The sequence below is a fragment of the Acidovorax sp. GW821-FHT10A04 genome (assembly GCF_059415825.1).
Map to the genome: position 1 here is coordinate 26,981 of NZ_JBWKNZ010000008.1, position 18,405 is coordinate 45,385.

The 18,405-nt window shown below is 68.3% G+C and carries 19 protein-coding genes; 12 read left to right on the top strand and 7 right to left on the bottom strand.

Annotated elements, in window-relative coordinates; translation table 11 throughout:
- Nucleotides 1–135 precede the first annotated feature (135 nt).
- Nucleotides 136–582, top strand: a complete 447-nt coding sequence (locus AC07PF_RS17570; RefSeq protein ID WP_494606746.1) for a DUF2214 family protein — start codon at nucleotides 136–138, stop codon at nucleotides 580–582.
- 69 nt (nucleotides 583–651) lie between these two features.
- On the opposite strand, the gene AC07PF_RS17575 is transcribed toward AC07PF_RS17570, so the two are convergent.
- Entirely contained in the window at nucleotides 652–1,002 is a 351-nt protein-coding gene (locus tag AC07PF_RS17575) for a PsiF family protein (protein ID WP_494612719.1), read from the bottom strand.
- 224 nt (nucleotides 1,003–1,226) lie between these two features.
- Here AC07PF_RS17575 and argS point away from each other — a divergent pair, with 224 nt between their 5' ends.
- The 6 genes from argS to AC07PF_RS17605 all read left to right on the top strand — a co-directional run bounded on the left by argS (nucleotide 1,227) and on the right by AC07PF_RS17605 (nucleotide 7,559).
- Nucleotides 1,227–2,936, top strand: a complete 1,710-nt coding sequence (gene argS / locus AC07PF_RS17580; RefSeq protein ID WP_494612720.1) for an arginine--tRNA ligase — start codon at nucleotides 1,227–1,229, stop codon at nucleotides 2,934–2,936.
- Nucleotides 2,937–2,952: 16 nt separating this feature from the next.
- Entirely contained in the window at nucleotides 2,953–3,624 is a 672-nt protein-coding gene (locus AC07PF_RS17585; RefSeq protein WP_494612721.1) for an SPOR domain-containing protein, read from the top strand.
- 73 nt (nucleotides 3,625–3,697) lie between these two features.
- Entirely contained in the window at nucleotides 3,698–4,354 is a 657-nt protein-coding gene (locus AC07PF_RS17590) for a thiol:disulfide interchange protein DsbA/DsbL (RefSeq protein WP_494612722.1), read from the top strand.
- A gap of 110 nt (nucleotides 4,355–4,464) precedes the next feature.
- The gene (gene lptA / locus AC07PF_RS17595) at nucleotides 4,465–5,115 is read left to right on the top strand and encodes a lipopolysaccharide transport periplasmic protein LptA (protein ID WP_494612723.1); all 651 of its coding nucleotides are present in this window, start codon (nucleotides 4,465–4,467) and stop codon (nucleotides 5,113–5,115) included.
- Nucleotides 5,112–5,894 carry an LPS export ABC transporter ATP-binding protein gene (gene lptB / locus AC07PF_RS17600; RefSeq protein ID WP_007850384.1) on the top strand — a complete coding sequence of 261 codons (783 nt, stop codon included), beginning with the start codon at nucleotides 5,112–5,114 and terminating at the stop codon, nucleotides 5,892–5,894. The genes lptA and lptB overlap by 4 nt, the downstream gene beginning before the upstream one ends.
- A 63-nt stretch (nucleotides 5,895–5,957) precedes the next feature.
- Nucleotides 5,958–7,559 (top strand): RNA polymerase factor sigma-54, encoded by a 1,602-nt coding sequence (locus tag AC07PF_RS17605; protein ID WP_145697035.1) that lies wholly within the window; start codon nucleotides 5,958–5,960, stop codon nucleotides 7,557–7,559.
- Here AC07PF_RS17605 and AC07PF_RS17610 read toward each other — a convergent pair whose 3' ends face one another.
- The 3 genes from AC07PF_RS17610 to AC07PF_RS17620 are packed head-to-tail and all read right to left on the bottom strand — an operon-like array spanning nucleotide 7,560 to nucleotide 8,727.
- The gene (locus AC07PF_RS17610) at nucleotides 7,560–7,949 is read right to left on the bottom strand and encodes a VOC family protein (RefSeq protein WP_494612724.1); all 390 of its coding nucleotides are present in this window, start codon (nucleotides 7,947–7,949) and stop codon (nucleotides 7,560–7,562) included.
- Nucleotides 7,949–8,497: a hypothetical protein gene (locus AC07PF_RS17615; RefSeq protein WP_494612725.1), complete on the bottom strand. Its 549-nt coding sequence runs from the start codon at nucleotides 8,495–8,497 to the stop codon at nucleotides 7,949–7,951. Before AC07PF_RS17615 ends, AC07PF_RS17610 begins: the two co-directional genes overlap by 1 nt.
- Nucleotides 8,498–8,514: 17 nt before the next feature.
- Entirely contained in the window at nucleotides 8,515–8,727 is a 213-nt protein-coding gene (locus AC07PF_RS17620; RefSeq protein WP_494612726.1) for a hypothetical protein, read from the bottom strand.
- A gap of 199 nt (nucleotides 8,728–8,926) precedes the next feature.
- Here AC07PF_RS17620 and AC07PF_RS17625 point away from each other — a divergent pair, with 199 nt between their 5' ends.
- The 3 genes from AC07PF_RS17625 to AC07PF_RS17635 are packed head-to-tail and all read left to right on the top strand — an operon-like array spanning nucleotide 8,927 to nucleotide 11,177.
- Nucleotides 8,927–9,379 carry an acyl-CoA thioesterase gene (locus AC07PF_RS17625; RefSeq protein WP_494612727.1) on the top strand — a complete coding sequence of 151 codons (453 nt, stop codon included), beginning with the start codon at nucleotides 8,927–8,929 and terminating at the stop codon, nucleotides 9,377–9,379.
- Nucleotides 9,380–9,403: 24 nt separating this feature from the next.
- The gene (locus tag AC07PF_RS17630; RefSeq protein ID WP_494612728.1) at nucleotides 9,404–10,696 is read left to right on the top strand and encodes a THUMP domain-containing class I SAM-dependent RNA methyltransferase; all 1,293 of its coding nucleotides are present in this window, start codon (nucleotides 9,404–9,406) and stop codon (nucleotides 10,694–10,696) included.
- Entirely contained in the window at nucleotides 10,686–11,177 is a 492-nt protein-coding gene (locus AC07PF_RS17635) for a putative toxin-antitoxin system toxin component, PIN family (protein WP_494612729.1), read from the top strand. Before AC07PF_RS17630 ends, AC07PF_RS17635 begins: the two co-directional genes overlap by 11 nt.
- A 9-nt stretch (nucleotides 11,178–11,186) precedes the next feature.
- Here the strand turns inward: AC07PF_RS17635 and AC07PF_RS17640 are convergent, their stop codons facing one another.
- The 3 genes from AC07PF_RS17640 to AC07PF_RS17650 all read right to left on the bottom strand — a co-directional run bounded on the left by AC07PF_RS17640 (nucleotide 11,187) and on the right by AC07PF_RS17650 (nucleotide 15,745).
- A complete protein-coding gene (locus AC07PF_RS17640) occupies nucleotides 11,187–12,911 on the bottom strand; it encodes an ABC transporter ATP-binding protein/permease (protein ID WP_494612730.1) in 1,725 nt (574 codons plus the stop codon).
- A 261-nt stretch (nucleotides 12,912–13,172) separates the two neighbouring features.
- Nucleotides 13,173–14,009, bottom strand: a complete 837-nt coding sequence (locus tag AC07PF_RS17645; protein ID WP_494606761.1) for a BUD32 family EKC/KEOPS complex subunit — start codon at nucleotides 14,007–14,009, stop codon at nucleotides 13,173–13,175.
- Complete coding sequence (locus AC07PF_RS17650; RefSeq protein WP_494612731.1) at nucleotides 14,006–15,745, bottom strand: FMN-binding glutamate synthase family protein; 1,740 nt, start codon at nucleotides 15,743–15,745, stop codon at nucleotides 14,006–14,008. Before AC07PF_RS17650 ends, AC07PF_RS17645 begins: the two co-directional genes overlap by 4 nt.
- Nucleotides 15,746–15,914: 169 nt before the next feature.
- On the opposite strand from AC07PF_RS17650, the gene AC07PF_RS17655 reads away from it, so the two are divergent.
- Nucleotides 15,915–16,766: a UPF0149 family protein gene (locus AC07PF_RS17655; RefSeq protein WP_494612732.1), complete on the top strand. Its 852-nt coding sequence runs from the start codon at nucleotides 15,915–15,917 to the stop codon at nucleotides 16,764–16,766.
- A gap of 138 nt (nucleotides 16,767–16,904) precedes the next feature.
- Nucleotides 16,905–18,404 carry a SulP family inorganic anion transporter gene (locus AC07PF_RS17660; RefSeq protein ID WP_494612733.1) on the top strand — a complete coding sequence of 500 codons (1,500 nt, stop codon included), beginning with the start codon at nucleotides 16,905–16,907 and terminating at the stop codon, nucleotides 18,402–18,404.
- The last annotated feature ends 1 nt before the right edge of the window (nucleotide 18,405 follow it).

Below are 18,405 nucleotides of genomic sequence, written 5' to 3' on the forward strand. Positions count from 1 at the left end.
GCCTGCAAGGGCATGCACCTTTTTTTCTGCATGAACCGCCTGCCCCCGGGCAGTGTCAGGAAAGGCGCCTACTTCGATCGGGTCGTTCCTCGCGCACAATCGCCGCGAAACCGACCAACCCAAAAAGGATCCGCGATGACCCTCGAAGCCGTACTGGCCGCCCTGCACCTGGTGGCCATACTGACCCTGGTGGTGTTCCTGTCGAGCCAGGCCGCGCTGTGCCGGGTGGAATGGCTCAACGCCGCGGTGGTGGAGCGCCTGGCGCGCCTGGATGCCATCTACGCCGCATCGGCCATGGTGCTGGTGGCCACGGGGCTCGCGCGCGTGTTCTTCGGCGTCAAGGGCATGTCCTGGTACATCTCGCAGCCCATGTTCCACCTCAAGATCACCCTGGTGGTGGCCATCGCCATCGTCTCCATCTTCCCGACCATCGCCTTTCGCCGCTGGCTGCGCCAACTGCGCGCCGACGGCAAGCTGCCGGACGCCGCCGAGGTGTCCCGCGTGCGCCGCCTGGTGATGGTCCAGGCGCATGTGATCCCCATCGTCGCGGTGATTGCAGTATTCTGGGCCCGGGGCTGGTAAAAAAGAAAACCCGCCGGGCAGCAGGCCAGGCGGGTTGGTCTCGGCCGGCGGGTCGTCCCGCTCAGGGCATCATTTCTTGAGGCATTCGCTCATGAAGGCCTTGCGCTCGTCGCCCTTCTTGCCGGTGGCGTCGGCGTTGCAAGTCTTCATCTTGTCCTGCTGGGTGGCGGGCTTGTTGGACAGGCAGGTCTTCATGAAGGCCTTGCGCTCGTCGCCCTTCTTGTCGGCCGCCTCGGCGTTGCAGGTGGCCATCTTGGTCTGCTGCTTGGTGGGCGCTGCGGCAGACGCTGCCGGTGCCGCGGGCGCGGCGGCTGTCGCTGCCGCTGGCGCCGCAGCCTTGGTGGCCGGGGCATCGGCAGCATGGGCTGCGCCCAGGGAGAGAAGCAGGCCCAGGGCCGTCAGGGAGAGAAGCTTTTTCATGGTGTAGTGCTCCGGTGGTAAGGGCATCCAATGCAACCCGCATCGGATTGCCCGATTACAACGTACGGGCATCGACCGGCGCTGACATGTCGGGCAGGCTGCCAGAATTCTTTACGATCTGTTGCGCGGGCGCAGCGCCTTTGGGGGCCTGCCAGGGCCGGATTTGGTGGCGTGGGCAACACACCCCGCCAGGGCGTTCGCGGCCGGCCCCGTAAAATCCCCCGATGCTCTCTGTCAAACACGATCTGCTGGCCGCGCTCGCGGCCGAGCTGGACATCCTTTCCCCTGGCGCTGGCGCCAAGGCGGCGTTCGAATCCCCCAAGGTGGCTGCGCACGGCGACTTCGCCTGCACGGCGGCCATGCAACTGGCCAAGCCGCTCAAGCTCAACCCGCGCGCGCTGGGCGAGCAGCTCAAGGCCGCGCTGGAGGCCACGCCCGCCTTCACGCGCTGGGTGGATGCCATCGAGATCGCCGGCCCCGGCTTCCTGAACATCCGCCTCAAATCCGCTGCCAAGCAGGAGGTGGTGCGCGAGGTGCTGTCCGCTGGCGAGCGTTTCGGCTACCAGCCCGACCGCGGTGCCAAGGTGCTGGTCGAGTTCGTCTCGGCCAACCCCACCGGGCCGCTGCACGTCGGCCATGGCCGCCAGGCCGCGCTCGGCGATGCCATCTGCAACCTGTTCGCCACGCAAGGCTGGGGCGTACACCGCGAGTTCTACTACAACGACGCGGGCGTGCAGATCCAGACCCTCACGCACAGCACCCAGTTGCGCGCCAAGGGCTTCAAGCCCGGCGACGAATGCTGGCCCACGGATTCCGAGAACCCGGCCAGCAAGGCCTTCTACAACGGCGACTACATTCAGGACATCGCCAACGACTTTCTGGCAAAGAAGACCGTCAAGGCCGACGACCGCGCGTACACCGCCAGCGGCGACGTGGACGATCTGGAGTCGATCGGCCAGTTCGCCGTGGCCTACCTGCGCAACGAGCAGGACAAGGACCTGCAGGCCTTCAACCTGAAGTTCGACGAGTACTACCTGGAGTCGAGCCTGTACACCAGCGGCCGCGTGGATGCCACGGTGGGCAAGCTCGTGGCCAATGGCAAGACCTACGAGCAGGACGGCGCCCTGTGGCTCAAGAGCACAGACTACGGCGACGACAAGGACCGGGTCATGCGCAAGCAGGACGGCAGCTACACCTACTTCGTGCCCGACGTGGCCTACCACATCGCCAAGTGGGAGCGCGGCTACACCAAGGTCGTGAACATCCAGGGCACCGACCACCACGGCACCATCGCCCGCGTGCGCGCCGGCCTGCAGGCGGCGGAAGTGGGCATTCCCCAGGGCTACCCCGACTACGTGTTGCACACCATGGTGCGTGTGGTCAAGGGCGGCGAAGAGGTCAAGATCAGCAAGCGCGCGGGCAGCTACGTGACCCTGCGCGACCTGATCGAATGGACCAGCAAGGACGCGGTGCGTTTCTTCCTGCTCAGCCGCAAGCCCGACACGGAGTACACCTTCGATGTGGACCTGGCCGTGGCGCAGAACAACGACAACCCGGTGTACTACGTGCAGTACGCGCATGCGCGCATCTGCTCGGTGCTGCGCGGCTGGGCCGAGCAGGGCGGCGGCGATGTGGCCTCGCTGCAGGGCGTGGACCTGTCGGCGCTCGAAGGCCCGCAGGCCCAGGCGCTGATGCTGCAACTGGCCAAGTACCCCGAGATGCTCACCGCCGCCGCCGAGGGCGAGGCTCCGCACGACGTCACGTTCTACCTGCGCGACCTGGCCGCCAGCTACCACAGCTATTACGATGCCGAGCGCATCCTGGTGGACGACGAAGCCGTCAAGCGCGCGCGCCTGGCCCTCGTCGCCGCCACCGCGCAGGTACTGCACAATGGCCTGGCTGTGCTGGGCGTATCGGCCCCGGCCCGAATGTAAGCAAGCAACCACTACCATGAAGAACAAGCAACTGGGCGGAACCATCATCGGCTTTATCGTGGGCGTGATCTTCGGCCTGGGGGCCGCGCTGGCGGTCGCCGTCTACGTGACCAAGGTGCCCGTGCCCTTCCTGAACAAGGGGGGGGCACGCGGCACCGACCAGGACGCGGCCGAAGCGCAGAAGAACAAGAACTGGGACCCGAACTCGCCGCTGTACGGCAAGAACCCGGCCCGGCCACCCGCCGCCGCGGCGTCGGCCCCCGCCACAGCAGGCGTGGCCCCTGCGCCTGCGCCCACCGCCTCGGCACCTGCCGTGGCCGCGGCGGACCCGCGTGCCGCCGCATCGTCGGCCAAGCCCGCCGCAGCGGCCACGACCAAGCCCGGCAGTGCCGACCCGCTGGGCGACCTGGCTGCCGCCAAGGCCGCTGCCGCGCCCGGCAACAGCGCGGACCCCTTCGACTACTTCGTGCAGGCCGGTGCCTTCCGCACCCAGGCCGATGCCGATGCCCAGCGCGCCAAGCTGGCCATGCTGGGCTGGGAGGCCCGCGTGAGCGAGCGCGAGCAGAACGGCCGCACCGTGTTCCGCGTGCGCGTCGGCCCCTTCACCAAGCGCGACGATGCCGCCCAGCTCAAGGACAAGCTCGACACCACCGGCGTCGAGTCGGCCCTGGTGCGGGTGCAGCGCTGAGCGCGGGCCGGCCTGAACTTTTTTCGGGGGCGTGGCTCACACCCCCACACCCGACCCTAGGAGAGTCATTTTGATGAAACGCCGCGAGTTTTCCCTGTCTGCCGCCTCTGCCGTGGCCGCTTCCGCCCTGGCCCTGCCCGTGGCAACCCCTGCACTCGCGCAAGCGCGCCAGTTCAAGGAGGGCAAGGACTACCGCAAGCTCGACAAGCCCGTGGCGCCCGAGGCGCCGGCCGGCAAGGTCGACGTGATCGAATTCTTCTGGTACGCCTGCCCCCATTGCAACGCCTTCGAGCCCACGCTCGAGGCCTGGATCAAGTCCGCGCCCAAGGACCTGGCGATCCGCCGCGTGCCGGTGGCCTTCAATGCCAGCTTCGTGCCGCTGCAAAAGCTGTACTTCACCCTGGAAGGCATGGGCAAGGTCGCCGACCTGCACGCCAAGGTCTTCCGCGCCATCCATGTCGAGAAGGCCAAGCTCGCCAAGGACGATGAAATCATGGCCTGGATCGCCACGCAGGGCGTGGACGTGGCCAAGTTCAAGGAAATCTACAACTCGTTCACCGTCTCCAACCAGGTGCGCCGTGCGTCGCAGCTGCAGGATGCGTATGGCGTGGAAGGCGTGCCCTCGATGGGCGTGGCTGGCCGTTTCTACACCGATGGCACCATGGCGGGCAGCATGCCGGTCGTGCTGCAGGTGGTGGAGCAACTGGTGGGCGTGGCCCGCAAAGCCTGACCATTTCTGGACGGGACGCGGTCCTGCAGATGCCAAAAGCCCGCGGATGCGGGCTTTTTTCATGGCGTGTCGCCGCGGGTGGCTACAATGATCTGCAAGATTCGTGCCCTATGAACTACCGCATCCTCCCGATCCTCCTCCTCTCGGCCCTGGCCGTTGTCCAGACTGCGGCCCATGCCGAAAAGGCCGACCGCAACAAGCCCATGAACATCGAGGCCGATGCACTGCGCCACGATGAGCTCAAGCAGACCAGCGTGTTCACCGGCCGGGTGGTCATGACCAAGGGCACCATCGTGCTGCGTGGCGCGCGTCTGGACGTGCGCCAGGACGCGGACGGCTACCAGTTCGGCGTGGTCACGGCCGAGCCGGGCAAGCGCGCCTTCTTCCGCCAGAAGCGCGACACCCTCGCCGGGGCACCCGATGAGTTCATCGAAGGCGAGAGCGAGGTCATCGAGTACGACGGACGCGCCGACAACGTGAAGTTCATCACCCGCGCCGAGCTGCGGCGCTTCCGTGAATCCACACTGACCGACGAGATCACCGGGCAGGTCATCGTCTACAACAACCTGACCGACGTGTTCACCGTGGATGCCAAGCCGCGCGGCAGCACCAATGCCGCAGGCGATGCCCCGGCACCCGGCGGCCGCGTGCGCGCCATCCTGTCGCCCAAGGAAACTCCGGCCAGCGCCGCTGCCCCTGCCACCCCGGCACCGGGCACGACCCTGCGCCCCAGCAACAGCCTGAGCGGCGGCGCCAAGTGAGCGGGCCTGACGTGAGCACCGTCGCCGGCTCACCGGCGGAAAGCCGGCTGGAGGTGCACCACCTCGAAAAGTCCTACGGCAGCCGCAAGGTCGTCAAGGATGTGTCGCTGGTCGTGCAAAAGGGCGAGGTCGTGGGGCTCCTGGGCCCCAATGGCGCGGGCAAGACCACCTCGTTCTACATGATCGTGGGCCTGGTGCGCAGCGATGCCGGCGACATCCGCATCGATGGCCACTCGGTGGCCCACATGCCCATCCACCGGCGCTCGCGCCTGGGCCTGTCCTACCTGCCGCAGGAAGCCTCGATCTTCCGCAAGCTCACGGTCGAAGAAAACGTGCGTGCCGTGCTCGAACTGCAGCGTGGCGAGGATGGCCAGCCGCTGCCGCGCGCGGCCATCGAGGAGCGCCTCACGGCCCTGCTCACGGAGTTGCGCGTGGAGCATCTGCGCGCCTCGCCTGCGCTGGCCCTGTCCGGCGGTGAGCGCCGCCGCGTGGAGATCGCCCGCGCGCTGGCCACGCAGCCACGCTTCATCCTGCTGGACGAACCGTTTGCCGGCATCGACCCCATCGCGGTGATCGAGATCCAGCGCATCATCGGTTTTCTCAAGGCACGTGGCATCGGCGTGCTCATCACCGACCACAACGTGCGCGAGACGCTGGGCATCTGCGACCACGCCTTCATCATCAGCGACGGCCACGTGCTGGCCCAGGGAACCCCGTCCGAAATCGTCGACAACGCCGAAGTGCGCCGGGTGTACCTGGGTGAACACTTCCGCATGTAGCAGACCGATGGACCGCACGTTCGCCATGCACCTGCCTTCGCGGCAGCCCACCGGGGCTGTGCGATGAAGCCCGGCCTGTCCCTGCGCGTATCGCAGCACCTGGCGCTCACGCCCCAGCTGCAGCAGTCCATCCGCTTGCTGCAGCTGTCCACGCTGGAGCTGGGCCAGGAGGTCGAGCAGATGCTCGACGAAAACCCCTTTCTCGAGCGCAATGCCGACGAGGCGCCGCGCGAAGAATTCGGCGTGGACACGGCCGATGCGCCCGTGCAGCCGGACGACTACAGCGCTGACGACGCGGTCTATTCCAACGCACCGGGTTCCAGCACGCCGAGCGAGTCGGTCCCCGATGCACCCCAGAGTGACGCGGAACTGGGCAGCAGCGCCAGCGACGAGCCTGACTGGAGCGGCGATGGCACCGTGGACGTGTCCCCCAACGATGCCGAGTGGGGTGGCGATGCGCCGGCCCGCAACCGCAACGATGCCGAGGGCGACGAGGCCGACGCCACCGAGCTGGCCCGCACCCACGAATCGCTAACCGCCTTCCTGCACCGCCAGGCCCTGTCGCTGCGTCTTTCCGAGGTGGACCGCGCGGCGCTGCGCTTCCTGATCGAATCGCTCAACGACGATGGCTACCTCGAGGAGCCGCTGGAAGAGCTGGCCATCGCCCTGGCCGGCCCGGACGACCTGGAGCAGATCGAGGAGCTGGTGCACCGCTTCACCGTGGCGCTGCGCCTGCTGCAGAGCCTGGAGCCCGTGGGCGTGGGTGCACGTGGCCTCGGTGAATGCCTCACGCTGCAGCTCACGGCCCTGGCGGCCGACGAAGACAGCGATGCCGACCCCGACACCGTGCAGACCGCGCTGCGCGTGTGCCAGCAGCCGCTGGAGATGCTGGCGCGCCGCGACATCCGCCGCCTCACGCAACTGTGCGGCGACGGCGAGGAGCGCACGCGCGCCGCCATGGCCCTGATCGCGCGGCTGGAGCCGCGCCCGGGACGCAAGTTCGTCGATGTGGAGCGCAACATCATCGTGCCCGACGTCATCGTGCGCAAGGCTGGGCGCGCCAATGGCCGCGACGGTCAGCACAACTTCATCGTGGCGCTGAACCCCGACGTGATGCCGCGCCTGCGCGTGCACGACATCTATGCCGGCGCCCTGCGTGGCCACAAGGGCGGCGAGGGCCACCAGGCCATGCAGCAGCGGCTGCAGGAGGCGCGCTGGTTCATCAAGAACATCCAGCAGCGCTTCGACACCATCCTGCGCGTCTCGCGCGCCATCGTCGAGCGGCAAAAGAGCTTCTTCACCCATGGCGAACTGGCCATGCGCCCGCTGGTGCTGCGCGACATCGCCGACGAGCTGGGCCTGCACGAGTCCACCATCAGCCGCGTGACCACGGCCAAGTACATGGCCACGCCCATCGGCACCTACGAGCTCAAGTACTTCTTCGGTTCGGGCCTGGGCACCGAGACCGGCGGCAATGCATCGAGCACGGCCGTGCGTGCCCTCATCAAGCAGTTCGTCGCGGCCGAAAGCCCGGCCAAGCCGCTGTCGGACAGCCAGATCGCCGAGATGCTCAAGGAGCAGGGCATCGAGTGCGCGCGCCGCACCGTGGCCAAGTACCGCGAGGCGCTCAAGATCGCGCCGGCCAACCTGCGCAAGGCGCTCTGATCAGGTCCCATGGCGGAAAGCCCGGCTGGAGATGCTGACGGCATTGCCGTCCGGGTCCTTGGCGTTGGCGAACGCATAGCCGTTGGCCTGGTGCGTGGGGCCGAAGGCCAGGTCCTGCGCCAGCGCATGGGCCTTGAAGGCTTCCACGTCAGGCACATGAAAGCACAGCTTCACCCCCGCCTGGCCCAGCTTCACGCTCTTGGCCGCCTGGTGGATGAGGATGCTGGCGCCACCCTGGGGGGCATTCAGTTCGATCAATCCTTCCACCACCTCGCCCGTGGTTTCCAGGCCGAAATGCGTGCGGTAGAAGGCCGCAGTGCGCTGCATGTCGCGTGCGTAGAGCATCACGGTGCCGAGGATGGGCGGCACGGAAGAAGAGGCCGCCACCATCAGGGCGCTTTCGTGGCCGGTGCGCGACGCAGCGAGCGCAGCAGCTCCAGCGCCTGGGCCGTAGGCTCCTGCGGAGCGCCGTTGACAAGCACCGTGAAGGTCACGCGCAGCTCGTTCATGCCCAGCACGCCCTGGGTCAGGTGCTTGTAGCCGTCCGGCTCGGGGGCGCGGTCGGTGGCCGAGAAGTAGTAGCCCACCTTGCCCGCGGCACCCAGGTCTTTGAGGGGCAGGTCGCTCTCGACGGCCTTGGGCTGGGCCCGGGTGGCACCGGCCTGGACCAGCCCCCGCAACTCGTCGGCGGTGGGGGGCCTGGGCGCGCTGCCCACAGGCCAGATGGGCGTGATGAGCATCTGCAAGGCCTTGGCATCAGGGCCGCTGATGGCCACCGAGGGCGGCAACTCCCCGTGCGGGCGGCGGACCTGGGCGCGCCATTGCGCGGGCAGGTCGATCACCAGATCGTCGCGGCCGGGCAGGGCAACGCGCAGTTCTTCGGAGAGAACCGGCAGGCACAGGAAAAAGGCAATCGAAGCGAGGGCAGTGCGGAGCATGAAGTGGAAGAGGGGGGTTATGGGCGTTTGGCAAAGACGGCGTCGTAGGACAGGGCGCTGAAGCCGTTCACCCGCTGGCCATTGTGAGCAGCACCGGCACGCCGCGCGCACCCAGTTGCGCAAAGGCGGCCTTGCCGGTCCACGGATTCGTAGAGCGTCTGGGCATGCGCCGTGCCCATGAGCGCAGCCGCAATCAGGGCGAGGGTCAGGCTGCAGCGCAGGGTGTGCATGGGGCTCCGGGTAAAATCGGCTATTCCAGGAGCATAAGAGACTTCTGCCGCTCCGAGGCCCGCCGGGGCAAGGCCTCACCCGTATGGGCCATTCCTGCCGTCCGGCCTGCAGCATCCTGGATGCCCTTTGCGGGGCTTCCTTTGGGGGGCGCCTTGCCCCCGGTTCGCTGTCTTTTCTCGACCCTCTGTTTCCCTGCCCATGGCCCGCATTGTTTTCGACCTCCCCGAGCATTTCGGTTTTGCCACCGAGCTGCAGATCTACATCAGCCATGTCAACCAGGGCGGGCACCTGGACAATGCGCAGCTGTTGAGCCTGGTGTCGGAGGCGCGCGTGCGCTTTTTCCAGTCGCTCGGCTACCCCGAGGCGGATGTGGGTGGCCTGTCCACCGTGGTGGGCGACATCGTGGCGCAGTACAAGTCCGAAGGCTTCCATGGCGAGACCATGCGCGTGGAGATGGCGCCCGAGGACCTCAACCGCTACGGCTTCGACCTCGTGTTCCGCATGACCGAGAAGACCTCGGGCCGCGAAGTGGCACGCGGCAAGGTCGGCATCGTCTTCATCGGCCGCAGCGACCGCAAGGTGGCGCCCATTCCCGAATCCATCCGCCAGCTGCTGCTGGCGCGCGCATCCTCCAGCACCGCTGCTGCGTAAGCGCGTATCCTGTCGCCCAGTGCCATGAACCAACTCCAACTTTTTCTCCCCTGCGCCGCCGGTGTCGAGGGCTACCTCGCTGACGAGGTGCACGCCATCACCGGCCTCACGGGCCAGGACCTCCTCATGGGCCGCGGCGGCGTGCTGCTGCGCGCCTCGTGGCGCCAGGCGCTGCTGCTCAACCTGCACAGCCGCCTGGCGCAGCGCGTGCTGGTGCAGCTGGCGCACCGGCCCTACCGCTCCGAGAACGACCTCTATGGCATTGCCAGCGAGGTGGCCTGGGAGATCTGGTTCACCACGCGCCAGACCTTCAAGGTGGAGGTCACGGCCCAGCACAGCCCGCTGCAGAGCCTGAACTTTGCCGGCCTGCGCGTGAAGGACGCGGTGGCCGACCGCTTCCGTGCCAAGACCGGCGTTCGCCCCGACGTGAACACCCAGTGGCCCGACGTGCGCATCCACCTGCACCTGACCACCGAAGAGGCCACGGTCTACATCGACACCTCGGGCGAGCCGCTGTTCAAGCGCGGCTGGCGTGAGGACAAGGGCGACGCCCCGCTCAAGGAAACCCTGGCCGCCGCGATGATCGCGGCCAGCGGCTGGGACCCGCTGGGCGATGACCCCGTGCCGCTGTACGACCCCTGCTGCGGCAGCGGCACCATCGCCATCGAGGCGGCGCAGATCGCCTGCCGCATCCCGGCCGGCATGCTGCGCCGCTTTGCCTTCGAAAAGCTGCTGCCTTTCCAGGGGCACGTGTGGTCGGCCATCCAGGCCGAGGCCGAGAGCGCGATCCGCCCAAGCCCCGTGCCCATCTTCGGCAGCGACGTGGCCCACCGCATGGTCGATTTTGCGCAGCGCAATGCCGAGCGTGCCGGCGTGGCCGATGCCGTGCAGCTGCGCGGCGGCGACGCCCTGCAGCGCATGCCGCCCAGCGAGCAGCCCGGCGTCATGCTGCTCAACCCGCCCTATGGCGAGCGCATTGCCGCCGCCGGCTCGGCCGGCCAGAACGCCAACGAGCGCGCCGCCGAACGGGCCCTGGGCGCCAGCGTGGGCCGCGAGGCCGCGCACACCGATGACGGCGGCGAGTTCTTCAGCCAGCTGGCCACCCACTGGAAGAAGAACTATGCGGGCTGGACGGCCTGGATGCTGACCCCCGACCTCAAGCTGCCCGGCAAGATGCGCCTGAAGGAGTCGCGCCGCGTGCCCATGTGGAACGGCCCCATCGAGTGCCGCATGTTCCGCTTCGACATGATCAAGGGATCGGTGCGCGCCAAGCCACCGTCCGAGGCACCACAGAACGGTCCGCGCGATGCGGGTTGAGCTGCCGCTGCCGGCCCAGGCGCCGGCAGGAGAACCTGCGCGCCCCGTGGTGGTGGACACCAACGTCGCGCTCGACCTGCTGATCTTCTCCGACCCCGCGACCGTGCCGCTGCGCCAGTTGCTGGCCGAAGGGCGCCTGGCCTGGATCGCCACGCAGGTCATGCGCGACGAACTCAAGCGTGTGCTGGCCTACCCGCACATCGTGGGCCGCATGGACTACTACCGCGTGGACGCAGCGCAGGTGCTTGCCGCCTTCGACGCCCAGGCGCGCCTGGTGGATATCGCCCCCCGTGTGGCCTATGTCTGCAAGGACACCGACGACCAGAAGTTCATCGACCTGGCGGCGGCGCACCGCGCCATCCTGCTCAGCAAGGACAAGGCCGTGATCTGCATGCGCAAGCGCCTGCTCTTGCTGGATGCGCATGTGGCAACGGCACTGGTGCTGGAGATGGCGGGCGAACCCACCTCCGCCGACGTCTGAATCCCCTCGTCAGCGGTCGAAGCTGAAATCGCCCGCCGCGTGCACCTGCCACGCACCCTCGCCCTTGAGTTCGAGCACATGCGTGTGGTGCCTGAGCACGGCCGGGCGGTGGGCAATGCTGATCAGCGTGGTGCCGCTGGCGCGCAGCCGTTCGTAGAGCGCCGCCTCGTTGGCGCTGTCCAGCGCGCTGGTGGCCTCGTCCAGGATCACGATGCGCGGCGCGCGCGCCAGCACCCGGGCAAAGGCCAGGCGCTGCTGCTCGCCGATGGACAGCTGCTTTTCCCAATCGTGCGAGGCGTCGAGCCCGCCCACGCGCTCGGCCAGCGATTCGAGCTGCACCTCGCGCAGCAGTTCCAAAAGGCGTTCGTCGCTCAGGTCGGTCTGCTTGCTCGGGTAGATGATCTGGCTGCGCAGGGTGTCCATCTGCATGTAGGGGCGCTGGGGCAGGAAGAACACGTCCTCCATCGGCGGGTGCTGTACTGCACCGCTGCCGGTGCGCCACAGGCCTGCGATCGCGCGCAGCAAGGAACTCTTGCCGCAGCCGCTGGGCCCGGTGATCAGCAGAGCATCACCGGCCTGCAGCGTGAGCGACAGGTCCTGCACCAGCAGTCGGCCGAATTGGGGCGTGTAGAGCGTGAGCCCCTCGATGGCCATGGCTTCGCCGATGCGCGTGGCGATCTGCGGCGCGGGCTCTGTGGGGGGCTCTTGCAGACTGTTGGTGCGCGGTGCGGCGGCAGGTTCGGCCCAGGGGGTGGGCGCGGCAGGCGTCTTGAGGACCATCTGCGACAGCGCGTGCAGGCGGTCGATGCCGGCCACGAAGCGGCTCAGGCTCTCGAAGTTGTCCACGATCAGCGACACGGCGCCGAGCACTGCCGCAAAGGCACCCGCCGCCTGGATAGCGCGCCCCACCTCGAGCTCGCCCGAAAGCACGCCATTGGCCAGGATGATGCTCGGCAGCACCAGCGTGAGCTGGCTGAACGAGCGCTGGAACAGGTTGAGTGAACGCTGCTTCTTGATGAGCCGAGCGTAGTTGGTGAACGCGGCTTCGAAGCGGTGGTCGATCTGTGCGCGCTCCTGGGGCTCGCCGCGGTAGAAGGCGATGGACTCGGCGTTCTCGCGCAGCCGCATCAGCCCGAAGCGAAAGTCCGCCTCGCGCCGGATCTGCCAGAAATTGAGCCGAATCAGCGGCGCGCCGAACAGGTACAGCGCGCCGAAGGTGCCCAGCAGCGCATACACCGCGAGGAAGGCCACCAGCACCTTGGAAATGGACCACAGCACCGCGCTGAACGCCACCAGCTGCATGAGCGAGCCCAGGAAGATCAGCAGGAAGTGCGTGGACCGCCCGGTGAAGGTGTTGATGTCCTCGCTGATGCGCTGGTCGGGGTTGTCGATGTCGCTGCCGGCACCGAGCTCGTAGTACTTGCGCTCGCCCAGGTAGCCATCCAGGAAGCGGTGCGTGAGCCAGCGCCGCCAGTGGTTGGAGAACGCATCGCGCATGTAGTAGTAGAAGGCGTACACCGGTACCGCGAAGGCCAGCACGATGAGGCTGGCGCGCACCGCGCCCCAGAAGCGGTCGGCCTGCTTGGCGGCCAGGGCCGAAGTCATCTCGCCGGTCTTGTCGATCAGCATCACGGCCAGCTGCGTCTCGCAGACCATCAGACCGATGAGCAGCGCGAGCAGGCCCCAGGCGGTTTTCTTCTTGTCACCCATCCAGTAGGGACGGGCCACGCTCATGAACTGTTTCCATGCCGAGAGGGACAGGGTGGGAGGGCGACGGCGACGGGGCTTCTTCGCGGCCGGTGGAGGGGAGGCGGGCGCGGTGGGTGCTGGCAGGGTGGCGGCAGGGGTAGGCATGGACAAAGGCTGAAAAGGGAAGCGGAAACGGGAGCACCGCTTTCACGATAGGCGGCCCATCCCCGCCCGCTTGTCAGCCAATGCCTACGGACCGCTAAGGACGGGCCCGCGTTGCGCGCTGCCCCTGCCTGCGACCCCTGTTCAGGGACGCAGCAGGTCGTACGCCGCGCGCACGCGCTGCATGTCGCGGCCGAGCCGGCGGCTTTGCGGCAGGTGGCGCATCCAGGCCATGCGCCGGATGCTGGTCGCCATCACGGCCTGCAGCTCGGGGCTGCTGGCGGACACCCAGGCGGTCCACATCGCGCGGGCATCGTCGAGCGCACCCACCAGGCGCAGGTAGATGGCGGTGGAATGCGCGTAGCACAGCGCATCGCGGGCATGGCACACGGGCAGCGCCAGCACGGCCGCCGGGTCGTCCTCGAAGTCGATGTAGCCCACCACGCCATCGGGGCAGCGCACCAGGTTGCGCGCAAAGGCCTGGCTCAGGCAGGTACCGCTGGCGTGCACCTGCGCAATGGCCGCCAGGCCTTGCTGCCACAGCGCCAGCACGGCGGCAGGGCCGGCGGACACGGCATGGTCGATCTCGTTGCCCAGCGAGGGGGTGTGCTGCGCGGGACGGCCCAGGTGGCGCATCAGGAAGCCATCGTCCTGCGCGGCCAGCACGGTCGGCACGCGCAGGCCCCGCGCCTGCAGGTCGCGCAGGCGCCGCACCTCGGTGGCAATGGCGGCGCGCCCGCCGGTGTTGGGCACGGGGCGCAGCACCTCCAGCCGCAGCAGGGCGGCCAGCACCGCCATGGCACGGTAGCGGCCGGTGCCCAGGGGCGCGCCCTCCTTCTTGAGCCACACCTGCTCATCACCGAGCCGGTAGCTGGCCACGTTGAACTGCTGCTGCGCAAGCTGCTGGCGCAGGTAGCCTGCGTAGTCGATGGTGTTGCCGCCCGGGATCGTGTCAGGAGCCTTGCCTGTGTCCATCGTCATACGGCGGCATTGGCGGGCAGGTCGCCGACGGCAGCCACGGCGGCGTGGGCCACCTCCACATGGTGGGGCACCGAAGGCTCCATTGCCGGTTCGCTGGCCGCGAAGCTGTGCGCGCTGGCCAGGGGCCAGTACAGGCGAAAGACATTGTGCTGCGCATCGAGCGGGCCCAGCAAGGCGCCGGGCTGCATGCGCGTGATCAGGTTGGACAGGAGGCGCACCTCCGTATCGCTGATGCGGCGCACGATGTGGTGGGCCGTGATGTCCTTGGGGTGCTGCAGGCCGGCGGCCTGTACGAGTTCCTGCAGCGCATGCAGGGTGCTGCGGTGGAACTGCGCCACGCGCGAGGCCTTGTCGGGCACCACCAGGGCCTGCTGGCGCTGCGCGTCCTGCGTGGTCACCCCCGTGGGGCAGTGGCCGGTGTGGCAGCTCTGCGCCTGGATGCAGCCCAGCGCCATCATGAAGCCGCGCCCGGCATTGCACCAGTCGGCGCCCAGCGCCATCATGCGTGCGATGTCGAAGGCGGTGATCACCTTGCCCGCGCAGCCGATGCGCACGCGCTCGCGCAGGTTCACGCCGACCAGGGTGTTGTGTACCAGCAGCAGGCCCTCCTGCAGCGGCGCGCCCACATGGTCGCTGAACTCCACGGGGGCGGCGCCCGTGCCCCCCTCGGCCCCGTCGACCACGATGAAGTCGGGCGTGATGCCGGTGATCAGCATGGCCTTGACGATGGCGAACCACTCCCAGGGGTGGCCCAGGCAGAACTTGAAGCCCGTGGGCTTGCCGCCCGAGAGCTCACGCAGGCGGGCGATGAACTGCATCATCTCCACCGGGGTGGAAAACGCGCTGTGGCGCGAGGGCGAAATGCAGTCCTTGCCCACCGGTACGCCGCGCGCGGCGGCAATCTCGATGGTGACCTTGGCCCCCGGCAGCACGCCGCCATGGCCCGGCTTGGCGCCCTGGCTGAGCTTGAGCTCGATCATCTTCACCTGCGGGTCCTGCGCATTGGTGGCAAAGCGCTCGGGGCTGAAGCTGCCATCCTCGTTGCGGCAGCCGAAGTAGCCCGAACCGATCTCCCAGATCAGGTCGCCGCCGTGCACGCGGTGGTGCTGCGAGATCGAGCCCTCACCCGTGTCGTGGGCGAAGCCGCCGAGCTGCGCCCCCTTGTTGAGCGCCAGCACCGCGTTGGCCGACAGCGCGCCAAAGCTCATGGCCGAGATGTTGAACACGCTGGCATGGTAGGGCTGGGTGCAGGGCGACACGGAGGGGGACGGCGCGCCGGGGCTGCCGCCGATCCAGGCCCGAAAATCATGCGACGCGAGGTGCGTGGGCGCCATCGAATGGTTGACCCACTCGTAGCCCTGGGCCCCTACGTCCAGGTGCGTGCCGAAGGGCCGGTTGTCGGGCTCGCCCTTGGCGCGCTGGTAGACCAGCGAGCGCTGGGCGCGCGAGAAGGGAGCGGCCTCGCTGTCGCTCTCGATGAAGTACTGGCGCACCTCGGGGCGCACGTACTCGAGCATGAAGCGGATATGCCCGATGACCGGGTAGTTGCGCAGGATGGCGTGGCGCGTCTGGCGCACGTCGTAGACGCCCACGGCCACCAGGCCCCCGAAAACCAGCACCAGCGGCAGGCCCACACCGAACACCACCAGGGCGAACAGCGCCAGCAGCAGGCCCAGCACGCACAGTGCAAAGGCCGTGTAGCGCACCGGGTACAGGGAATTGAGTTGGTGGAGCATCGCTTGTCCTGGTTCTTTGGGGGGCGCGGCGGGAGGGCTACACTGACCGCCTTTGCGCGGGTGGCGTTGCCGCCCCCCGCACTGTGCCCCGGTGCTGCGCTCGGGCGCAGTCCTTGCGCATCATAAAAGTAAAACTTTGCTTCCAGCAGCCCGACCACGGAGCCCCGCCATGACCGACCCCATCGAAACGCCCGAAACCGATCCCGAAACCCCCGCCCTGGCTGCTGCCCTGGGGCCCGACGAGCTCGAAGAGATCGACAACCTCCTCGACGACCTGCGCTCGCGCGGCGACGAGATTCCCCAGTGGGAGTTCTGCGACGGCTTCCTGACCGCTGTCATCTGCAACCGCCGCCCCATCGCGCCGGCCGAGTACCTGCCCATGCTGCTGGGCGATGGCGCCGAGCTCGAAGTGGCCGAGGGCGAGCCCCTGCCCCTGCTGTCGGCCTTTGCCGATGCTGCCCAGCAGGCGCGCTTCCTGGAGTTGTGGACACGCCGCTGGGACGAGGTGGTGCGCCAGCTCGATGCCAAGGTCGACCGCCTGGACGACGACCAGACCTTCCAGCCCGAGGCCATGGACATGCGTGGCGCGGTGGCCAGCCTGACCGAGGAGCAGCGTGCCGAGATGGATTCCGAGGAGCAGGACATCCCCTCGTTCGGCCAGGTCTGGGCCCTGGGTTTCATGTTCGCGGTGGAGAACTGGCCCGAGGACTGGGCGGCCCCGCGCGACAAGGAGGCCGCCCAGTGGATCAACGACGCGCTGGACAGCATCGTCGCCCTGACCGAAGACGACACCGGCAAGCCCGAAGTCTGCATGTTCGACGAGAACGGCCCGCCCAGCACCAGCCAGGCCCGGGTGGAGGCTTTCGGCGAGGCCATCTGGGCCGTGTACGACCTGCGCCAGGTCTGGAAGAGCCTGGGCCCGCGCGTGGAAACCCTGCGCAAGGCGCCCGAGCCCGGCCGCAACGACCCCTGCCACTGCGGCAGCGGCAAGAAGTACAAGAAGTGCCACGGCGCCAGCTGATCGGCAGTTGAGCCCTTTCCCGGTGGCGCACACGGTTGCGGTGCGCCACTTCCACGGGTGCAGCGCCCGTGGGTGTGTTGCCTGTTTTCTCTCCCCCATCCCCGTTGACCCGGCGCGCCTGCGGCGTGCGGCTGTCCCATGAACGCCTCCACCCTGTCCCGCCTGCGCGCCGAATGGGCACCGGTCAGCATTCCGCGCGAACTGCTGGCCGGTGCCGTCGCCACCTTTGCGCTGATCCCCGAGGTCATCGCCTTTTCCTTCGTCGCCGGGGTGGACCCTTCGGTGGGGCTCTTCGCCTCCTTCGTCATCAGCCTGGTGATCGCCTTCGTGGGCGGGCGGCCGGCCATGGTCTCGGCGGCGGCGGGCTCCGTGGCCCTGGTGGCGGCGCCGCTGGTCCAGTCGCATGGGCTGCAGTACCTGCTGGCTGCCGGCGTCCTGGCAGGCCTGGTGCAACTGGCTTTCGGGCTGTTGCGCATGGGGGTGCTGGTGCGTTTCGTCTCCAGCTCGGTGCGTACCGGGTTCGTCAACGCGCTGGCCATCCTGATCTTCTCGGCGCAGTTGCCGCACCTTGCCGGCGCGGGCGCGGCCACCTGGGCCATGCTGGCCCTGGGGCTGGCCGTCATCTACGGGCTGCCCGCCCTGGGCCAGCGCCTGGGCTGGCGCGCGCTCACGGCGATTCCCTCGCCGCTGATCTGCGTGGTGCTGCTCACGCTGCTGGCCTCGGGCATGGGACTTTCGTTGCCCACGGTGGCAGACCTGGGACGCCTGCCCGATGCACTGCCCCTGCTCGGCCTGCCCGAGGTGCCCGTAACCCTGGAGACGCTGCGCATCATCGCGCTGCCTGCGCTGGCGATCGCCATGGTGGGGTTGCTCGAATCGGTGCTGACCGCCGCCGTGGTGGATGAGATGACCGACACCCCGAGCTCGAAGAACCGCGAGTGCGCGGGCCTGGGGGTGGCCAACATCGCAGCCAGCCTGTTCGGCGGCATTGCCGGCTGCGGCATGATTGGCCAGGCCGTGGGCAACGTGAGGTACGGCGGTCGCGGTCGCCTGTCCACCCTGTTCGCGGGCGTGTTCCTGCTGATCCTGATGGTGGTGCTCAAGCCCTGGGTGTCGCAGGTTCCGGTGATCGCCCTGGTGGCCATCATGGTCATGGTGTCGGCCTCCACCTTCGACTGGAAGTCGCTCGGCACCCTGGTGCGCCACCCGCGCCTGTCCAGCGCCGTGGTCCTGGCGACCGTGGTGGTGACCCTCTCCACGCACAACCTGGCGGCCGGCGTGGCCGCGGGGGTGCTGCTCAGCGGCGTGTTCTTTGCCTTCAAGGTCGCGCGCATGCTCACGGTGCGCTGCGTGGACGATGAGGCCAGCTGCCTGCGCACCTGGCAAGTCACGGGCCAGGTGTTCTTCGCCTCGGCCGATGCCTTCATCGATGCCTTCGACATCCTGGGCGCCGAAGGCCGGCGCGTGCGCATCGACGTCTCGGGTGCGCATTTCTGGGACGTCACCGCCGTGGCAGCGCTCGGCAAGGTGGTGCAGCGCCTGCGGCACCACGGCTGCACGGTGGAGGTGCTGGGGCTCAACCAGGCCAGTGCGTTGCTGATCGACCGGCTGGGCAACCCTCCCGCCGCCGGAGACTGAG

Excerpts from the sequence above, each read along its gene's own strand:
- AC07PF_RS17590 (WP_494612722.1), top strand. The coding sequence starts at position 3,698 with ATGAAACGCCGCGAGTTTTCCCTGTCTGCCGCCTCTGCCGTGGCCGCT.
- AC07PF_RS17615 (WP_494612725.1), bottom strand. The coding sequence starts at position 8,497 with ATGCTCCGCACTGCCCTCGCTTCGATTGCCTTTTTCCTGTGCCTGCCG.
- AC07PF_RS17655 (WP_494612732.1), top strand. The coding sequence starts at position 15,915 with ATGACCGACCCCATCGAAACGCCCGAAACCGATCCCGAAACCCCCGCC.
- AC07PF_RS17575 (WP_494612719.1), bottom strand. The coding sequence starts at position 1,002 with ATGAAAAAGCTTCTCTCCCTGACGGCCCTGGGCCTGCTTCTCTCCCTG.
- AC07PF_RS17660 (WP_494612733.1), top strand. The coding sequence starts at position 16,905 with ATGAACGCCTCCACCCTGTCCCGCCTGCGCGCCGAATGGGCACCGGTC.
- AC07PF_RS17630 (WP_494612728.1), top strand. The coding sequence starts at position 9,404 with ATGAACCAACTCCAACTTTTTCTCCCCTGCGCCGCCGGTGTCGAGGGC.
- argS (WP_494612720.1), top strand. The coding sequence starts at position 1,227 with ATGCTCTCTGTCAAACACGATCTGCTGGCCGCGCTCGCGGCCGAGCTG.
- AC07PF_RS17650 (WP_494612731.1), bottom strand. The coding sequence starts at position 15,745 with ATGCTCCACCAACTCAATTCCCTGTACCCGGTGCGCTACACGGCCTTT.
- AC07PF_RS17645 (WP_494606761.1), bottom strand. The coding sequence starts at position 14,009 with ATGACGATGGACACAGGCAAGGCTCCTGACACGATCCCGGGCGGCAAC.
- AC07PF_RS17570 (WP_494606746.1), top strand. The coding sequence starts at position 136 with ATGACCCTCGAAGCCGTACTGGCCGCCCTGCACCTGGTGGCCATACTG.
- lptA (WP_494612723.1), top strand. The coding sequence starts at position 4,465 with ATGAACTACCGCATCCTCCCGATCCTCCTCCTCTCGGCCCTGGCCGTT.
- AC07PF_RS17625 (WP_494612727.1), top strand. The coding sequence starts at position 8,927 with ATGGCCCGCATTGTTTTCGACCTCCCCGAGCATTTCGGTTTTGCCACC.
- AC07PF_RS17585 (WP_494612721.1), top strand. The coding sequence starts at position 2,953 with ATGAAGAACAAGCAACTGGGCGGAACCATCATCGGCTTTATCGTGGGC.
- AC07PF_RS17605 (WP_145697035.1), top strand. The coding sequence starts at position 5,958 with ATGAAGCCCGGCCTGTCCCTGCGCGTATCGCAGCACCTGGCGCTCACG.
- AC07PF_RS17640 (WP_494612730.1), bottom strand. The coding sequence starts at position 12,911 with ATGAGCGTGGCCCGTCCCTACTGGATGGGTGACAAGAAGAAAACCGCC.
- AC07PF_RS17635 (WP_494612729.1), top strand. The coding sequence starts at position 10,686 with ATGCGGGTTGAGCTGCCGCTGCCGGCCCAGGCGCCGGCAGGAGAACCT.
- AC07PF_RS17620 (WP_494612726.1), bottom strand. The coding sequence starts at position 8,727 with ATGCACACCCTGCGCTGCAGCCTGACCCTCGCCCTGATTGCGGCTGCG.
- AC07PF_RS17610 (WP_494612724.1), bottom strand. The coding sequence starts at position 7,949 with ATGGTGGCGGCCTCTTCTTCCGTGCCGCCCATCCTCGGCACCGTGATG.